At 44.8% G+C, this 15,551-nt stretch carries 15 protein-coding genes; 12 read left to right on the top strand and 3 right to left on the bottom strand.

All coding sequences use genetic code 11. The features are described from left to right. The 3 genes from CLV27_RS06170 (at position 1) to CLV27_RS06160 (ending at position 2,692) form a co-directional block, all read left to right on the top strand. Positions 1 to 603, top strand: a complete 603-nt coding sequence (locus CLV27_RS06170; RefSeq protein WP_132526910.1) for a hypothetical protein — start codon at positions 1 to 3, stop codon at positions 601 to 603. Between the two features lie 521 nt (positions 604 to 1,124). Beyond that, on the top strand, positions 1,125 to 1,331 hold the full coding sequence (locus tag CLV27_RS06165; RefSeq protein WP_132526908.1) for a cold-shock protein: 207 nt from the start codon (positions 1,125 to 1,127) through the stop codon (positions 1,329 to 1,331). 110 nt (positions 1,332 to 1,441) lie between these two features. Then, positions 1,442 to 2,692, top strand: coding sequence for a DEAD/DEAH box helicase (locus CLV27_RS06160; protein ID WP_132526906.1), 1,251 nt, complete (start codon positions 1,442 to 1,444; stop codon positions 2,690 to 2,692). 6 nt (positions 2,693 to 2,698) lie between these two features. On the opposite strand, the gene CLV27_RS06155 is transcribed toward CLV27_RS06160, so the two are convergent. Both CLV27_RS06155 and dnaE read right to left on the bottom strand, forming a co-directional pair. After that, entirely contained in the window at positions 2,699 to 3,637 is a 939-nt protein-coding gene (locus CLV27_RS06155) for an acetyl-CoA carboxylase carboxyltransferase subunit alpha (RefSeq protein WP_132526904.1), read from the bottom strand. A 10-nt stretch (positions 3,638 to 3,647) separates the two neighbouring features. Beyond that, positions 3,648 to 7,100: a DNA polymerase III subunit alpha gene (gene dnaE / locus CLV27_RS06150; protein WP_132526902.1), complete on the bottom strand. Its 3,453-nt coding sequence runs from the start codon at positions 7,098 to 7,100 to the stop codon at positions 3,648 to 3,650. Positions 7,101 to 7,181: 81 nt separating this feature from the next. Between dnaE and CLV27_RS06145 the strand changes: the two genes are divergently transcribed. Beyond that, the gene (locus tag CLV27_RS06145) at positions 7,182 to 7,919 is read left to right on the top strand and encodes a type II restriction endonuclease (RefSeq protein WP_165863698.1); all 738 of its coding nucleotides are present in this window, start codon (positions 7,182 to 7,184) and stop codon (positions 7,917 to 7,919) included. On the opposite strand, the gene CLV27_RS06140 is transcribed toward CLV27_RS06145, so the two are convergent. After that, entirely contained in the window at positions 7,897 to 9,120 is a 1,224-nt protein-coding gene (locus CLV27_RS06140) for a DNA methyltransferase (protein WP_132526898.1), read from the bottom strand. The genes CLV27_RS06145 and CLV27_RS06140 overlap by 23 nt on opposite strands. A 314-nt stretch (positions 9,121 to 9,434) precedes the next feature. Here CLV27_RS06140 and pstC point away from each other — a divergent pair, with 314 nt between their 5' ends. The 8 genes from pstC (at position 9,435) to CLV27_RS06100 (ending at position 15,550) form a co-directional block, all read left to right on the top strand. After that, positions 9,435 to 10,352, top strand: coding sequence for a phosphate ABC transporter permease subunit PstC (gene pstC, locus CLV27_RS06135; RefSeq protein WP_132526896.1), 918 nt, complete (start codon positions 9,435 to 9,437; stop codon positions 10,350 to 10,352). Between the two features lie 3 nt (positions 10,353 to 10,355). Further along, the gene (gene pstA, locus CLV27_RS06130) at positions 10,356 to 11,198 is read left to right on the top strand and encodes a phosphate ABC transporter permease PstA (RefSeq protein ID WP_132526894.1); all 843 of its coding nucleotides are present in this window, start codon (positions 10,356 to 10,358) and stop codon (positions 11,196 to 11,198) included. A 9-nt stretch (positions 11,199 to 11,207) separates the two neighbouring features. Continuing rightward, positions 11,208 to 11,987, top strand: a complete 780-nt coding sequence (gene pstB, locus CLV27_RS06125; RefSeq protein WP_132526892.1) for a phosphate ABC transporter ATP-binding protein PstB — start codon at positions 11,208 to 11,210, stop codon at positions 11,985 to 11,987. A 155-nt stretch (positions 11,988 to 12,142) separates the two neighbouring features. After that, positions 12,143 to 12,478 (top strand): NADH-quinone oxidoreductase subunit A, encoded by a 336-nt coding sequence (locus CLV27_RS06120; protein WP_132526890.1) that lies wholly within the window; start codon positions 12,143 to 12,145, stop codon positions 12,476 to 12,478. Beyond that, positions 12,475 to 12,945, top strand: a complete 471-nt coding sequence (locus tag CLV27_RS06115; RefSeq protein WP_132526888.1) for an NADH-quinone oxidoreductase subunit B — start codon at positions 12,475 to 12,477, stop codon at positions 12,943 to 12,945. The genes CLV27_RS06120 and CLV27_RS06115 overlap by 4 nt, the downstream gene beginning before the upstream one ends. Positions 12,946 to 12,957: 12 nt before the next feature. Next, positions 12,958 to 13,428, top strand: coding sequence for an NADH-quinone oxidoreductase subunit C (locus tag CLV27_RS06110; RefSeq protein ID WP_132526886.1), 471 nt, complete (start codon positions 12,958 to 12,960; stop codon positions 13,426 to 13,428). Further along, on the top strand, positions 13,428 to 14,597 hold the full coding sequence (locus CLV27_RS06105; RefSeq protein WP_132526884.1) for an NADH-quinone oxidoreductase subunit D: 1,170 nt from the start codon (positions 13,428 to 13,430) through the stop codon (positions 14,595 to 14,597). The genes CLV27_RS06110 and CLV27_RS06105 overlap by 1 nt, the downstream gene beginning before the upstream one ends. Before the next feature lie 8 nt (positions 14,598 to 14,605). Continuing rightward, positions 14,606 to 15,550, top strand: a complete 945-nt coding sequence (locus CLV27_RS06100; RefSeq protein ID WP_132526882.1) for a complex I subunit 1/NuoH family protein — start codon at positions 14,606 to 14,608, stop codon at positions 15,548 to 15,550. Position 15,551 lies beyond the last annotated feature (1 nt).

Here is a 15,551-nt window from a genome sequence, read left to right as displayed (position 1 = left end):
TTGAGAAGAAACTTAAACTTACTATTTTTTTTCATAATATTTATCTTATCGTGTGGCGGCGGGGGAGGTAACAATATTTCTACTGATACTTTAACTTCGTCTGAAAATGGATATAGCGATAGTAATTACTCAGCGAATAACGAGCAGAGTAACTATAGCACGACAACTACTACACTACCTGAAAATTTAAGGATTTATAGAAAACAAATAACTGTATCTGTACCAGAAACCCGACAGCAAAATGAAACCGGGAAGGTATGGTACAAAAAACAAGGTGATACTTCCTTTCATCCCTGCAATAAAACTGAAAGTAGCTACGTATGCAATATTGAATACTTTGGTTTTGAAAAGGAACAAGACATCAAGATTGCATTCACTTATAACTTTAAGCTGTTTAATATAACAACACTCTCACAAATTAACTATATTCCTGAGATCGAAATCTCTGACGAAACTACAAAAACTTTGGAAGAAAATGGAATTTTACATAAATACGGAGAAACATTCATAATCAAGTTCAATACCTCTGCGATCCAAAATAGTGAGACTACAGCAATTCAAGATATAGAGTTGAACATATCAAAGTGCGAAATCACAAACTGAACAAATAGAATTTGTTCTCACTCCTTAGGGAATCTTTCAGCAAAGTAATCTTTTGATCTCCAACGCTTCCTTTTAATCCCCGCGCCCATTTTGGTAAGGTGTCCATCCCCCTATCTTAAGCCAAGCAAGTGCTGGGAACACTTGCCTGTCCCGTTCTCTTTTCTGTGTCCCTCGTTGAAGACACAGGAAATCAACGGGTTATCCCCCTTGTGTATTTTTCCTGTCCCACCGTAGGAGGCAGGAGCAACCCAAATCAAGCTCAGTCAGAAATCTCCCAGCTGGACTACCAGCTGGAATGGAATAGTTACTTTAAAAGACTTTAAAAGTTTTATCAAATTGTTCAGAATACTTCGGTCTCTCTCTTACGAAGAAATGATAAGAAGAAAGCCTTGACAAACGGAGCGGCGGGCATAAGTTGGGGTAGTAGCAGATAGTTGAAGGCAGAAAGCCCCAGAGGGCATGCCGTTTCTGCCTTCTGGGGCTTTTTAATTTTTAAAGAAACTTTTGGAGAGGTAAGACGCATGGAGAAGCTCACAGGAACAGTGAAGTGGTTTGACTCAAAGAAGGGTTACGGCTTTATTACGGCCGACAACGGACAGGACGTATTTGTCCACTACACCGGTATTTCCGGAACAGGCTTTAGGACCCTTGAGGAAGGAGAAAGGGTTTCCTTCAACGTTATGGAGAGCGATAAGGGTCTAAAAGCTGTAGATGTAGAAAGGCTTTAACAGCTAATGGAATTTAACTAAAATAGGTTGCCACGGTTTCCGTCTGAAACGGCGTCGGAAATCGTGGCAATTTTTTATTTGTAAGGACTTATTAAGGAGAGGAGAAGAGTATGGAGTTTACATTTGAGCAACTTGATTCAAGGATTCAGAAATCCTTAGAGGAAATGGGTTTTGAGAGACCAACGCCTATACAGAAGGAGGCGATTCCTATAGCCCTTGAAGGTTACGATATTGTTGGACAGGCACAGACAGGAACAGGTAAAACTGCTGCCTTTGGAATACCTCTGGTTGAGAAAATTGGCTCAAGGGAGAGGGGAGTTAAGGCGATAGTTCTTACTCCAACGAGGGAGCTCGCAATTCAGGTTGCCCACGAGCTTTCTCTTATCGGTAAGAACAAGGGCGTTTCTGCCTATCCCATATACGGTGGCGTTTCTATTGAGAAGCAGATAAACATCCTAAGGAGAGGTAGAAACCAGATAGTTGTTGGGACGCCCGGTAGGGTTAAGGACTTGATAAACAGGGGAGTTCTGAAGCTTGACAGGGTAAGGTTTGCCGTCCTTGATGAGGCGGACCAGATGCTTGATATGGGGTTCATAGAGGACATAGAGGAGATACTCTCTAAAACGCCGAAAAATAAACAAACTATGCTCTTTTCGGCCACTATGCCTTACGAGATAAGGAAGCTCATAGATAAGTACTTAAGGCCGGGCTATAAGACCGTTAAGGTTGGAAAGCAGCTTATCACTCCTAAGGTGCGCCAGAGGTTGATTTTTATAAAAAGTGAGGAAAGACTGAGAGCCCTTGAAAAGCTCCTTAGGGAACACGAAGGAACGACAACAATTGTTTTTGTAAAGACAAAGCGGGACGCGGCAGAGCTTGAGAGGGAGCTCCAAAAGAGAGGCATAGGTGCAAGGGCTATTCACGGAGACCTCTCCCAGAGACAGAGAGAGAACGTAATGAAGACCTTTAGGGAAGGTAGGGTTAAAGTCCTCGTTGCTACCGATGTAGCTGCAAGGGGAATAGATATCAAGGACGTGGGGCTTGTCATTAACTACGAGCTCCCTGAAAACCCAGAAAGCTACGTTCACAGGATTGGCAGAACCGGAAGGGCCGGAAGGGAAGGTGTTGCGATTAGCCTCGTCGCTGAGAGTGAAAAGAGGAGGCTCTACAGGATTAAAGGGCTAAAGGGAGTTCGTCCAGAAAGGTTTAGGGCAAATGACTTAAAGGAACTAAAGGAGGAGCTCCTTTCAGCTCCAACTGAGAGGCTTCCCGAAAGAGTAAGGGAACTTGCGAAAGAGCTTGTTGAGAGGAGAAATCCCGAAGAGGTTGTTGCTTTACTCTTAAAGAGGGTGATAGCCTGAGGAGTACTACCTCAGGCTTCCTATTTCTCTAAACTTCCTGTACCTCTGTTCTACGAGCTCTTCGGGCTTTAGAGGGAGGAGTTCTTCAAGGTGTTTCTTAACGTAAACCCTAAAGTTTTCAAATGTCGTTCTCCAGTCCCTGTGAGCACCCTCTAAAGGCTCAGGAATTATGTCGTCTATTATTCCAAGTTTTAGTAGGTCCTTAGCCGTAAGTTTGAGGGCTTCTGCTGCCTCCTTAACTTTTTCCTGAGACTGCCAGAGAATCGCTGCACAACCTTCAGGGGAAATCACGGAGTAGATGGCGTTTTCAAACATTAACAGCCTATTCGCTACACTTATTGCTAAAGCTCCTCCAGAACCTCCTTCACCTATCACGACTGTAACTACGGGAACTTTTAACTTTGCCATCTCAAGGAGGTTTCTCGCTATCGCTTCAGACTGCCCGTGTTCTTCTGCCTCTATCCCGGGAAAAGCGCCCGGCGTGTCTACTAAGGTGATTATGGGTTTTCCAAGTTTATCTGCCAGCTTCATTACCCTTAGGGCCTTCCTGTAGTCCTCCGGAACGGGCATTCCAAAGTTTCTTTCTATCTTCTCCTTCGTGTCCCTTCCTTTTTCTTGAGCTATGATACAGACCGGTTGACCTTCAAACTTCCCAAAGCCGGCGATAATTGCTTTACCATCGCCACAGTGCCTATCGCCGTGGAGCTCTATAAAGTCCGTAAAGACGTTTCTTATGTAGTCAATGGCGTGGGGACGGTCGGGGTGGCGGGCTATCTGAACTCTATCCCAAGCGGAAAGGTTTTCGTAGAACTCTCTTATCTTCTTCTGGAACTTTCTCTCTATCTCCTCAATTACTGCTGGCTCAAACTTTCCCATTGATTTGAGTTCCTCAATCTTTTTTCTTAGTCTATCAACCTGTCTTTCAAATTCAAAAAGTCCAGCCATGGCTCAAACCTCAGTTAATACTTATTCTTTCTGCCGGTAGTATCTTCTTAAGCTCTTTAAGCACTTCTGCGCTAACGGGTAACGAGTAGTCTGGGTGGAGTTGCAATTTTACAAAACAATCCTTCAGCTTTGCCTCTATGATAACAGGTTTACCCCTTGGAGAGCCGTGCTCCTCTACAAAGCTCTTTAGCTTTTTTAAGAGCTCATCGGTTATCTCCTCGTCGTAGAGCCTAATGGCTATCTCGTTGACGTCGTTAAAGACTTTCTCGTTGAGGGTGGATATCTCCTTAGCTATTATTGAGCTTGCCTCCTCCTCTTCCCTGACCTCTCCCTCTACAACTACGACGTTACCTTCTGTGAGGAGCTCCATCTTTTCCCTGTAGAGGTTCGGAAAGACAAGGAGGTTAACAGTTCCGTCAAGGTCTGAAAGTTCCACGTTTGCCCAGAGCTCCCCTCTCTGTGTCCTCTTTACGTTTACCTCAGTTATCGCTCCAACGAGCTTCACCTCTTGGCCGTCCTTCCACTCTTCCTTCTCAGAGGTTGAGTTAAAGCTAAACTGTATGAGGTCCTTGTACTCAAGGAGGGGATGGCCTGAAAGATAAAAGCCTACGGACTGCCTCTCATACTCCAGCTTAATCCTCTCATTCCACTCCGGAACGTCGGGGATTTCCCTGTCAATTCCCTTACTTTCATCTCCAAAGAGGCTCAGGAGTCCTTTGCTCTTAGACTTCTGTAGGCTCTGGGCAACGGACATTGCCTTATCAAGAACAGCCATGTTTGCTGCCCTTGAGACGCCGGTGGAGTCAAAAGCTCCGGCCTTTATGAGGGACTCAATTACCTTTCTGTTTACAACTTTAAGGTCAACCCTTTCGCAGAAGTCGTAGATATCCTTAAACTCCCCTCCTTCCTTTCTGACCTCTACGATGTGGCGGGCTGCCTTCTCTCCAACGCCCTTAATACCGGCAAGGCCGAACCTTATTCCTTCCCCTTCTATTGAGAAGAAGGCGTCACTCTTGTTTATGTCCGGTGGGAATACGGGAATGCCGTTTTCACGGCAATCCTTCATGAACTTAACGATTTCATCGGTCTTATCAAAATCAAGGGACATCATTGTTGCCATTAGCTCTTTCGGGTAGTGGGCCTTAAGGTAAGCCGTTACGTAGGCCAAGAATCCGTAAGCTGCCGAGTGAGACTTGTTGAATCCGTACTCAGCAAACTTTGCTATGTCGTCAAAGAGCTTTTCAATCTTCTCCCTCGGGTAACCCCTCTCAACGGCACGGCTGATGAAGATGCTCCTCTGCTCCTCCATTATTTCCTTTTTCTTTTTACCCATTGCACGACGGAGGAGGTCTGCCTCTCCGAGGGTGTAGCCTGCCAAGATGTTGGCTATCTGCATTATCTGTTCCTGATAGATGAAGAGGCCGTAGGTCTCTTTAAGAACAGGCTCAAGCTCTGGGAAGATGTAGTCAACCTCTTCCTGACCGTGCTTACGCCTTATGTAGCTTTCTGCCATTCCGGAGTTTAGAGGTCCCGGACGGTAGAGGGCAACTAAGGCTATGATGTCCTCAAAGACGGAGGGCTTTAATCTCCTCATGAGGTTTCTCATTCCCCTTGATTCAAGCTGGAAGACGCCTATGGTGTTGCCCTCCTGTAGGAGTTTAAAGGTCTTCTCATCGTCAAGGGGAATCTTCGTTGGTTCAATCTTTACCCCGTGGCGTTCCTCTATCAGCTTTATCGTTCTGTCAATAATCGTTAAGGTCTTGAGGCCTAAGAAGTCCATCTTTAAAAGCCCTAAGGCCTCAATCTGTCCCATGTCGTACTGGGTCGTTACGTCCCCGTCCTTACTGCGGGCTAAGGGGATGAAGTTTGTGAGCGTTTCGGGGGCAATAACGACGCCTGCAGCGTGGACTCCAGTCTGCCTTGTAAGCCCCTGAAGCTTCTTTGCGATGTCTATGAGCTTTCCTATGGTTTCGTCCTTTTCTGCCAGCTCCCTTATCTCTGGAGCTTTCTCAAGGACTTCCTCTACAGAGCCGGCATCCCCGGGAATGAGTTTTGCAAACTTGTCCACCTCCTTTGGTGGCATTCCAAGGACTCTTGCTACGTCACGGATGACCATCTTTGTCTTTAGAGTTCCAAAGGTGATAATCTGGCAGACCTTGTCCTCTCCGTACTTTTCGCGGACGTACTGGATAACCCTGTCCCTTCCTTCCTGACAGATGTCAACGTCAATGTCTGGCATCGTTACCCTTTCTGGGTTTAGGAAACGCTCAAAGAGGAGGTTGAACCTTAATGGGTCTATGTCGGTTATGCCGATTGCGTAAGCAACCAGTGAACCTGCAGCCGAACCCCTACCGGGACCAACGGGAATGCCGTTTTTCTTTGCCCAGTTGATAAAGTCCCAGACTATCAGGAAGTAACCGGGAAATCCCATGTCTGAGATGATTTTTAGCTCGTGCTCAAGGCGCTCATAGTATTTTTTCTTTGTTTCCCCGTCGGTTATCCCCTGCTCCTTAAACCTTTTTTCAAGCCCTTTAAGGGCAAGCTCTCTAAGGAAGGACTCGTAGGTGTAGCCTTCAGGAACTTCGTACTTTGGAAGGAGGTATCCTGAGGACTCAAAGGGGGCTAAGGTGTCGTCTATTTTCTCTGCAACTTTTAGGGTGTTGAATACTGCGTGGGGAACCTCTTTGAAGACTTCAAGCATTTCAAGGGCGTTTTTAAAGTAGAACTCCTTTGTTGGAAAGCGCATCCGTTTTTCGTCGGAGAGCTTTTTACCAGTCTGGAGGCAGAGTAAAACGTCGTGGGCTTCCCAGTCCTCGCTGTTTAAGTAGTGAGCGTCGTTTGTTGCAACGAGCTCTATGTCAAGTTTTTTGGAGAGCTCTATTAAAAACCTGTTTGCCCTTTCCTGTTCCTTTATTCCGTGGTACTGGATTTCAAGGTAGAAGTCGTCGCCAAAGAGCTCCTTGTACCACTTTGCTGCTTTTACGGCCTCTTCCTCTTTTCCCGTAAGGTAGAGGAGGGGGATTTCACCCTGAATGCAGGCAGAAAGGGCAATTAGCCCTTCGCTGTACTTTTCTAAGACCTCTTTGTCTATTCTCGGTTTATAGTAAAAGCCCTCTAAGAACCCTATTGTGCTTAGCTTCATGAGGTTCTTGAGGCCTGTTTCGTTCTTGGCAAGGAGTATTAGGTGGTAGCTACCCTTTTCTCCCTCTTCTCCTTTCTGTTTGTCAAAGCGAGAGCCCTTAGCTATGTAGAACTCCTGTCCAACTATTGGTTTTATTCCCTCTTCCTTACAGGTTTTGTAGAGCTCATAGGAGGCGTACATATTTCCGTGGTCTGTAACGGCAACGGCCGGCATTCCGTACTCTTTGGCCTTCTTTACGAGGTCCTTTATTTTTATTGCCCCGTCAAGGATTGAGTACTGGGAGTGGAGGTGGAGGTGAACGAAATCACCAGCTTTTGCCATCTTTTTCTCCTTCTGACCTAAGGTTTGTTATACTGAAATTTAGGTTAGAAGCTTATAGTTGCATGTTGCACTAATTGAGATTTGGAGGAGATAGCAGTTATGTCTTTTTTTTCTAAAAGTATAAGGGCCGTTTCGGATATTATAGACGAGGCAGTCAGAAACGTGAGAGGAAGAATTTCAAGTGATGTTTCTTTTTCTGAGTATGTGAACGAAATAGAAAAGGAAGCCCATAGGCTGTATCTTTTAGAAGAAAAAAGAGTGGTAAGAGAGATTCTCTTAAAGGAAATAAATCCTGAAAGTAGATTGAAGGATACTTTACAAAAAGTTGCAGATATCGTTGTTGAACTTTCCACGGTAATAGCCAATACACGGAGGTCAAGAGGGGGAATGAGTAGCGAATACATATTAAGTTATGCTCTAAAGGAATACGGTATAGACAATGAACCTGTTGGTAGAAGGAGATCAAAGAAAAGTTATTATCCAGATGTAGCGATTCCTTCTAAGGAAGCTCTTGAAAAAAATCCTAATGGGGTTATCGCTTTGGCTGTTAAAAGAACATTAAGGGAGAGGTGGAGAGAGGATATTCCTATTTTTCGTCATTTTCCTAATGCGGCTTTTGTTTGTTTAAGTGATTCTGCTGACATAACGGAAGGAAAACTTTTGGATATGCAGGAAGAGGGGTTACGAGTTCTATTTTTGCCTGACAATTTGTATTTTTCCTTAAAAGGTTTTATTGAAGAGGATATTAAGCGTATAGAAGTTTATGAACTTTCCTATTTACCTCGGTGGATAAGAGCTAAACTTTCATTATTACGATGAACTCACTTTTCATTGTTTTGTCTTTGTCACCTTTTTTGTTGGAAGGAGAATTATTAAGAGGCATCCTTTTGTTAAGAATATTTCTAACTCGTGTTTCGTAGTGATTTAATCCAAAATACTCAAACATTTCTTTTACTATCTCATTCATTGGAATTGTGCATTTTTTTACTCTTCTGTTCCCAACGATGAAGCATACAGTAGCTCTATCAGATAATTTACCCGTGATGTTTCTAATGCAAATGAATAGGTCTTTGTAAAAGCTTAATACCTCTTCGGCTCTCTTTCTATCTCTTTTGGAGATATCTTCTATTGTTTTTTCTAAGCTTGGAAAAGAAGGAATTTCATAGGGAGCTTTACTTTTATCCCCGCCTAAGGATTTTCTATCAATGTTGTAAGGAGGTAGAGTTATAATACCTTGCAACCATTCTAAGGAAAAAGACGAGAACTCCCCGTAGGCTACTGTAGTTTTGCTGTCTCCATAAGGGGGCGATGTGATTACTGTATCAACTTTTTCATTAAAGGGGAGTGGCCTTCTTGTATCGTGCAAGTATAGGGATAGCTTTCCTTTTGGTTTTGGCCAGCTTGTAAGCCTTTTGTAGTAATCTTGCGACAAGCTAATGAAAGTAGCAAGGACATTGGGAGAAAACTTTTCAATTTCTGAGGGTTTCATCCTGTATCTTTTAAATTCCCCTTTGCGAGTGAGGGAAACATCTCTTACTGTCTGGGAGAAGACGACTGAGAGAAACTTTTTTTCTCCACTGGGTGGAAGTTTAAGAAGAAAACTCCGTATTTTTCCAAGTTCTTCTACGACATAGTCTTTAAACCAATAATTCAAATTTTTAACTTTTGGAATTTCGGGGGTTAGTTTTTCCCAATTTTGTAGGAGTTCTTTTATATATTCCTCTGGATTAATGTTCGTTAATGAGCGAACTTCAGCTATTAGAAGAGCCAGCGGATTTATATCTGTTCCTATAGCGTTTCTTTCTTTTCTAATGGCAACGTTAAGAGTTACCCCGCTACCGCAGAATGGGTCATATACTATTTCTTCTGGGGAAGAGAATTCGTCTATTAATGATTCTACAACTTTAAAGTGTAGCATCGCAGGGAATTTATGGATTCCGTATATTCCGGTGCTTGCCAGTATGCCTGCATAATCGTACTCTTTATACCTAATTACTCTTTCCGTTGCTTTTACTTGCATGGGTAATTCTCCGGTTTTTTGACTCTTAGAGTTCCTTCCTTTTGAAGAGTTTTTAAATGTTTACGGGTATAGCGTCTCGTATTACCACTAACTCCTGACTCTCTTGCTATTTGGGGTGGTGTCCACATTTCCTTCTCCAAGTAGTCGTTGTTATAGTTTAGTGGATGAATATACGAGTGTAAATTAGTGCGGTAATCATGCAAACCGAAAATGTGCGGATGGGAAATACAAGCTCTGAGGCTTTTCCAGATTTGATAGGATAACCTCCTACTTTTGCTCTATCTGTTAGAATTTCCTCAACAAGTTCAGGAGTTATCGGCGTGAGCATAGATAGGGTTTTTGCCAAGGTGGCTCTTGGGGCGGCGCTCTTTGTTCTTTTCATACTTGGAGCTCTCTTTATTGTTCTCTATAAAGAGTCTTCTCTTTCCATTCAGGCCTTTGGGGTGTGGAAGTTCATAACATCACAGGTCTGGAATCCTCCCCTTGAAAAGTTTGGGGGAGCTCCAGCAATCTTTGGCACTCTCGTTAGCACGGTTATTGCAATTGCCATTGCAGTTCCCGTTGCCATAGGTATCGCCATATTCCTAACAGAGATAGCACCCCACTTTTTAAGGACACCCGTTGGGGTAGCTATAGAGCTCCTTGCCGCCATTCCCAGTATCATCTACGGTATGTGGGGACTTTTCTACTTTGCCCCCTTCATGCGTGACAAAGTTCAACCAATCATCCACGCCACCTTAGGTAAGCTCCCCGTGGTTGGTAGTTTCTTTTCCGGTTACACTCCGGGTATTGGCCTTTTAACGGCCTCAGTCGTTCTCTCAATCATGATACTTCCCTTTACGGCAGCCATAGCGAGGGACTCCTTTAAGATGGTGCCAGATATTCTTAAAGAATCTGCCTACGCCCTTGGAGCTACAAAGTGGGACGTTATGAAGGACGTCGTTATACCTTACGCAAAGCTTGGCGTTATAGGTGGAATAATTCTTTCTCTCGGTAGAGCTCTCGGAGAGACAATGGCCGTTACCTTCGTTATGGGTAACCAGCCCGTTATACCGAGCTCCATCTTAGAGCCTGCAACATCCATTACGGTTACACTTGCCAACGAGTTTACTGAGGCTGATACAGACCTTTACCTTTCAAGCCTCTTTTACTTAGCCCTCATTCTCTTCGTTATGAGCTTCTTCGTTATCGTTGTCGGAAAATTTTTCTTCCTGAAAAAGGTGGAGAGGTAAGCCTTGGACGCTTTCCAGAAACGTAAACTTGTTAATGGGATAGTTCTTGTCCTTTCAACCCTTGCCGCTGTCTTTGGGATTATGTGGCTTTTCTGGATACTGGGAACGCTTATTTACAAGGGATTCTTCGCCCTTTCCATAGAGGTCTTTATCGGTGACCCACCTTCTCCCGGTGATGAAACTGGTGGGCTCAAGCACGCGATAGTGGGGCAGTTACTAATAGTTCTTACAGCGACGGTGATTGGTATTCCCTTGGGAGTGCTGGCTGGAACTTACCTTTCGGAGTACGGCAGGAACAGTAAGCTTGCCAACTTCATAAGGGATATGTCGGACGTTATGATGAGCGTTCCATCAATCGTAATTGGAACTTTTATCTACGCCCTCCTTGTAAAGCCCGTTGGTCACTTCATGGGATTTGCAGGCTCTCTATCCCTTGCGATTATGATGATTCCTATAGTTCTCAGGACTACCGACGATATGCTCAGGATGGTTCCGCCAGAACTTAGAGAGGCAGCCTACGCCCTTGGAGCTACGAAGTTTAAGGTGATAAAGGACGTAGTTTACAGGTCTGCGATAACCGGAATCGTTACAGGGGTTATTCTGGCAGTTGCAAGGATTGGTGGAGAAACTGCCCCACTTCTCTTTACCTCCTTCAACAACAATTTCTTTACCCTTGATATGACCCAACCGATGGCCTCCCTTACCGTAACCATGTACGACTACGCCATGAGCCCCTACAAGTACTGGCAGGAGCTTGCTTGGGCTGCAGCGATTATCCTTACAGTTGGAGTCTTAGGTGCTAACATTCTCGGAAGATTAATCGCCCACTACGGTTTCAAAAAGTAAGGAGGAGCTATGGCCTACGTAGTTGACATAAAGGAAAACCCGAAGATAGTCGTTGAGAACCTAAACTTCTACTACGGAGAAAAGCACGCCCTGAAAAATATCTCCTTTAAAGTTCCTGAAAAGCGTATAACTGCCCTCATAGGTCCTTCCGGCTGTGGTAAGACTACCCTCCTTCGCTGTTTTAACAGGATGCACGACCTTTACCCCGGAAACAGGTATGAAGGAAGGATTCTCCTTGACGGGGAGAATATCCTTGAAAAGGACTATGACCTGATAAAGCTCAGAAGCCGTGTAGGTATGGTCTTCCAGAAGCCTACAACCTTCCCTATGTCAATCTTTGATAACGTTGCCTACGGGTTGAGGTTAAAAGGAATTAAGAATAAGACGGAGCTCCAAGACAGGGTAGAAAAGGCCTTAAAGGACGCTGCCCTGTGGGATGAGGTTAAGGACAGGCTTCACGACCCAGCTTCGGGGCTTTCTGGAGGGCAGCAGCAGAGACTCTGCATTGCAAGGGCGATAGCCGTTGAGCCGGAGGTTTTGCTCTTTGACGAGCCAACATCAGCCCTTGACCCTATTTCAACGGCAAAGATTGAGGAGCTTGTAGTCAGCTTTAGGGGGAGGCTGACTATAATCATAGTAACCCACAACATGCAACAAGCTGCGAGGGTTTCCGACTACACAGCCTTTATGTACATGGGGGAGCTCATAGAGTTCAATAGAACAGATGACCTCTTCGTTAAGCCTAAGGAGAAACTAACGGAAGACTATATAACGGGAAGGTTTGGATAACCTCTATGGGATATTAAATCTTTATAATCCTTGACAATCTTGTATTGTTTATCGTAAAATCATCCTCACCGGCTTAGTTACCAAATTTTTACAAAATGTTTACAAAACGTTTACAAAATGGTAGAATGAATCTTAAATAGTAAGGGGACGAAAGGATGCTCTACAGCTTCTTAGTATTCGTGATAGTTATGGCGCTTGCCGGTCTTTCCCTCTGGTTAATGTCTGTTGCTGTATCTCCCAAGAGTCCTCATCCGGTCAAGGAGGATACTTACGAGTGTGGACTTCCAGCTCCCGAGCCCATTATATCCAGCGTTAACTTTCAATACTACTTCTACGCGATTATTTTCATTGCAATGGACATAGCTGGTGTTCTCTTTGTTCTCTATGCAGTTGGAAAGGGGGACCCCCAGTTTGGTTGGGTTTTCGTCCTCTTTGCGTTTCTCTTGATGATTCCCCTCTCCTACGTAATGCTCGGAGGAAAGAAAGAATGATTTTGAAGTTCTTTGACTGGAGTAGGGCAAACTCTCCGTGGGGCGTTCACTTCTGTAGCGGTTGTTGTTCCTTAGAGGTTTTAGCCCTTATGTCCCCGCGGTTTGACTGGGAAAGGTACGGCTTTATGATGGCTCCCAGCCCGAGGCAAGCGGACTTCATTATCGTTACGGGGCTTGTCTCAAAGAAAGTTCTTCCCGTTTTACTCCGCGTCTATCAACAAATGCCTGAACCCCGTTACGTTCTTGGTATGGGAGCTTGTGCTGCTGGAGGAGGACCTTACTGGGATTCCGACTTTGTTGCCGTTGACGTTTCTCAGTACATCCCCTTTGACGTTTTCGTTGCCGGCTGTCCACCCAACCCTGAGGCTACCTTAGAAGGTTTCCTAAAACTCAAAGAGATAATCATGAGGGATAGAGAAAACGCAGCGAAGAAGTATCCAAACCGAATGGAAGATATATCCTACTAACGAGAGGCAAGGATGCTTGAGGAAATTAAAGACAGGATAAAAGAGGAATTTGGCTTTGAAACAGAGCCTTACGACACAAACATGCTGCTTGTGCATGCTACTAAAGAGAGAATCCGTGACCTTATGAAATTCTTGAAATCTTATGGCTTTAAGTATCCCCATACTATCTCCGTTGTTGACTACACACCGAAGGGCGAGGGATTTCAGATTAACTACATCATTGAGAACTTGGTTGAGAAGAAGTTCGTAATTGTTAGGGTAAATCTACCTGAGGATGAGCTGAGGATTCCAACTGTCTGTGACATATTTCCTCCTTTCCAACCTCACGAAAGAGAAGCGTGGGAAATGTTTGGGGTTGAGTTTGTCGGCAACCCAAGACTTGAAGTAATGATTCTTCCAGAATGGGCGAAAGGTCTTTACCCTCTTAGGAAGTCTTACGACTTTAAAAAGCACAGAAAGGAAGTTCGTAAGGGGAAAGCATAATGGGAAACAGCGTAGCTTTAACAGGATACGTGTTTATTGTTGAAGAGGAGAAAGAAGTAGCGGGAAAAGACTTAGGACTCCTTCAGGAGAAGATACTCCAGCTTAACTGGGGAGTTCAACACCCGGCCTCTGGCCCTATGAGGCTAAAGGTCTGGGTTGACGGTGATGAAGTCGTAAAAGTTGACCCGGATATTGGATACGTTCTCAGACTCCTTGAGAAGCTCGTTGAGTACAGGACGTGGCTGAATGCGATAGTCAACGTTGAAAGGGCCTGCTTTATTGACAACTTCGGCACGATGACAGGTTACTCAATAGCTGCTGAGAAGATAGCTGGAGTGGAGGTTCCCAAGAAGGCTGACTATATGAGAACTATCCTCTGTGAGGGAGGAAGGATTGTTAGTCACCTGATAGGTTTAGGAGGCTTTATAGGAGTTCTTGGTGTTCATACTCCATCACAGTGGGCTCTCATTGCAAGGGAAAAGTTCCTTGACGCTTTTGAAGTTTATTCAGGTCAGAGAATTGCTACGGCCTCCATAGTTCCCGGCGGCGTTAGGTATGAACCTACAAGTAAGTTCATTGAAAAAATGATTGAGGCCGTTGATTACCTTGAGAAGGAGTTCATTCCCCGCTATGGAGAGGTCTTTATAGATAACCCCACCCTGAAGCTCCGTACCCGCGGAGTTGGCGTTGTTTCAAAGGAAAAGGCCATTGAGCTGGGACTTGCTGGGCCAGCTTTAAGGGCCTCTGGTGTAGCTTCTGACATAAGGAAGGACTATCCTTACGCTGCTTACGGGGAGCTTGATTTTAGGGTTGTAACAAAAGAAGAAGGGGATGCCTACGCAAGGTACCTTGTCCTCTGGGAAGAGATACAGGAATCTGCAAAGATTATCAGACAGGCTATTGAGGGGTTACCAGAGGGAGAGTATAGGGTGAAGTTCCCTGTTAAGGTTCCTCCCGGAGAGGCCTACGTTAACGTTGAATGGGCGAGGGGATGTTTCGGTTTTCACCTTGTAAGTGAAGGCGGAACTGGTCCCTACAGGCTCAAGATGAGGGGACCTTCATTTGCGAACCTATGGGCTATGCCCGAGATGATGAAAGGCGTGAAGCTTGCCGATATTCCGGTGATTTTTGCGTCACTCTACATGTGTCATGGTGACATTGACAGGTAGGAGGAGTTATGGGCCCGTGGCTTAAAGCTCTTGTTTTTCCGGGATTTCTGTTCCTTTTGGTTGTCTTCCTGCTGGTGTTCTACCTTGAAAGAAAAATACTGGCGGATGTTCACCTAAGAACCGGTCCCTACTACGTTGGTAAGTGGGGATTACTTCAGACAACTGCTGACGTTTTTAAGCTTCTGCAGAAGGAATTCATCATTCAGAGAAGGGCAAATAGGCTCCTCTTTTCACTTATTCCTTTCGTTGCTTTCATAATGGTTGCGATGATGATTGCCTTTATTCCCTTTTCCAAAGGTATTTACATAGTTAGCACGAGCTTTGACCTCCTTATCGCCCTTGCCCTCGTTACCAGTATGCCTCCGATATTCTTCTACGCTGGTTGGGCCTCAAAGAGCAAGTACTCCTTTATCGGGGGCTTAAGGGTTGTTAACCAGATGATTTCAGGTGAGATTCCCCTGTGGCTTTCTGCCCTTTCGGTTGCCGTTTTCTACGGAACCCTCAACCACGTTGAAATCGTTGAGAGGAGCTCCCTCCTTGGCTTTATCTTCCTTATTCCAGCCTTTCTCATCTTTATTACGGCAACTCTCATAGTTACAGACAGGCCTCCCTTTGACATTCCGGAGGCAGAGCAGGAAATCGTTTACGGATTTTTAACCGAGTTTGGCGGTTTCAACTATGCCATTCTCGTTCTATCAAAGCTCATTGAGCTCTTCGCTCTTTATTCACTTGCTGTTATTCTGTTCCTCGGTGGCTTTAAGGGACCAATTCTCCCCGGAGTTATCTGGTTCCTCTTAAAGTTAGGAGCCCTGTACGTCTTTACTTTCGTTGTAAGGGCCTCAACGCCCCGTATCAGGATGGACCAGCTTTTAAAGTTCTGCTGGAAAGTCCTTACCCCTCTTGCCCTTTTAAACCTTGCCTTCATCGTTTTCATCAAGATGATACTTGCGTGAG

Source organism: Phorcysia thermohydrogeniphila (assembly GCF_004339575.1).
GTDB lineage: Bacteria > Aquificota > Aquificia > Desulfurobacteriales > Desulfurobacteriaceae > Phorcysia > Phorcysia thermohydrogeniphila.
This window is presented reverse-complemented; position numbering and strand designations above follow the sequence as displayed.

Excerpts from the sequence above, each read along its gene's own strand:
- CLV27_RS06165 (WP_132526908.1), top strand. The coding sequence starts at position 1,125 with ATGGAGAAGCTCACAGGAACAGTGAAGTGGTTTGACTCAAAGAAGGGT.
- CLV27_RS06160 (WP_132526906.1), top strand. The coding sequence starts at position 1,442 with ATGGAGTTTACATTTGAGCAACTTGATTCAAGGATTCAGAAATCCTTA.
- CLV27_RS06155 (WP_132526904.1), bottom strand. The coding sequence starts at position 3,637 with ATGGCTGGACTTTTTGAATTTGAAAGACAGGTTGATAGACTAAGAAAA.
- dnaE (WP_132526902.1), bottom strand. The coding sequence starts at position 7,100 with ATGGCAAAAGCTGGTGATTTCGTTCACCTCCACCTCCACTCCCAGTAC.
- CLV27_RS06140 (WP_132526898.1), bottom strand. The coding sequence starts at position 9,120 with ATGCAAGTAAAAGCAACGGAAAGAGTAATTAGGTATAAAGAGTACGAT.
- pstB (WP_132526892.1), top strand. The coding sequence starts at position 11,208 with ATGGCCTACGTAGTTGACATAAAGGAAAACCCGAAGATAGTCGTTGAG.
- CLV27_RS06120 (WP_132526890.1), top strand. The coding sequence starts at position 12,143 with ATGCTCTACAGCTTCTTAGTATTCGTGATAGTTATGGCGCTTGCCGGT.
- CLV27_RS06115 (WP_132526888.1), top strand. The coding sequence starts at position 12,475 with ATGATTTTGAAGTTCTTTGACTGGAGTAGGGCAAACTCTCCGTGGGGC.
- CLV27_RS06110 (WP_132526886.1), top strand. The coding sequence starts at position 12,958 with ATGCTTGAGGAAATTAAAGACAGGATAAAAGAGGAATTTGGCTTTGAA.
- CLV27_RS06105 (WP_132526884.1), top strand. The coding sequence starts at position 13,428 with ATGGGAAACAGCGTAGCTTTAACAGGATACGTGTTTATTGTTGAAGAG.
- CLV27_RS06100 (WP_132526882.1), top strand. The coding sequence starts at position 14,606 with ATGGGCCCGTGGCTTAAAGCTCTTGTTTTTCCGGGATTTCTGTTCCTT.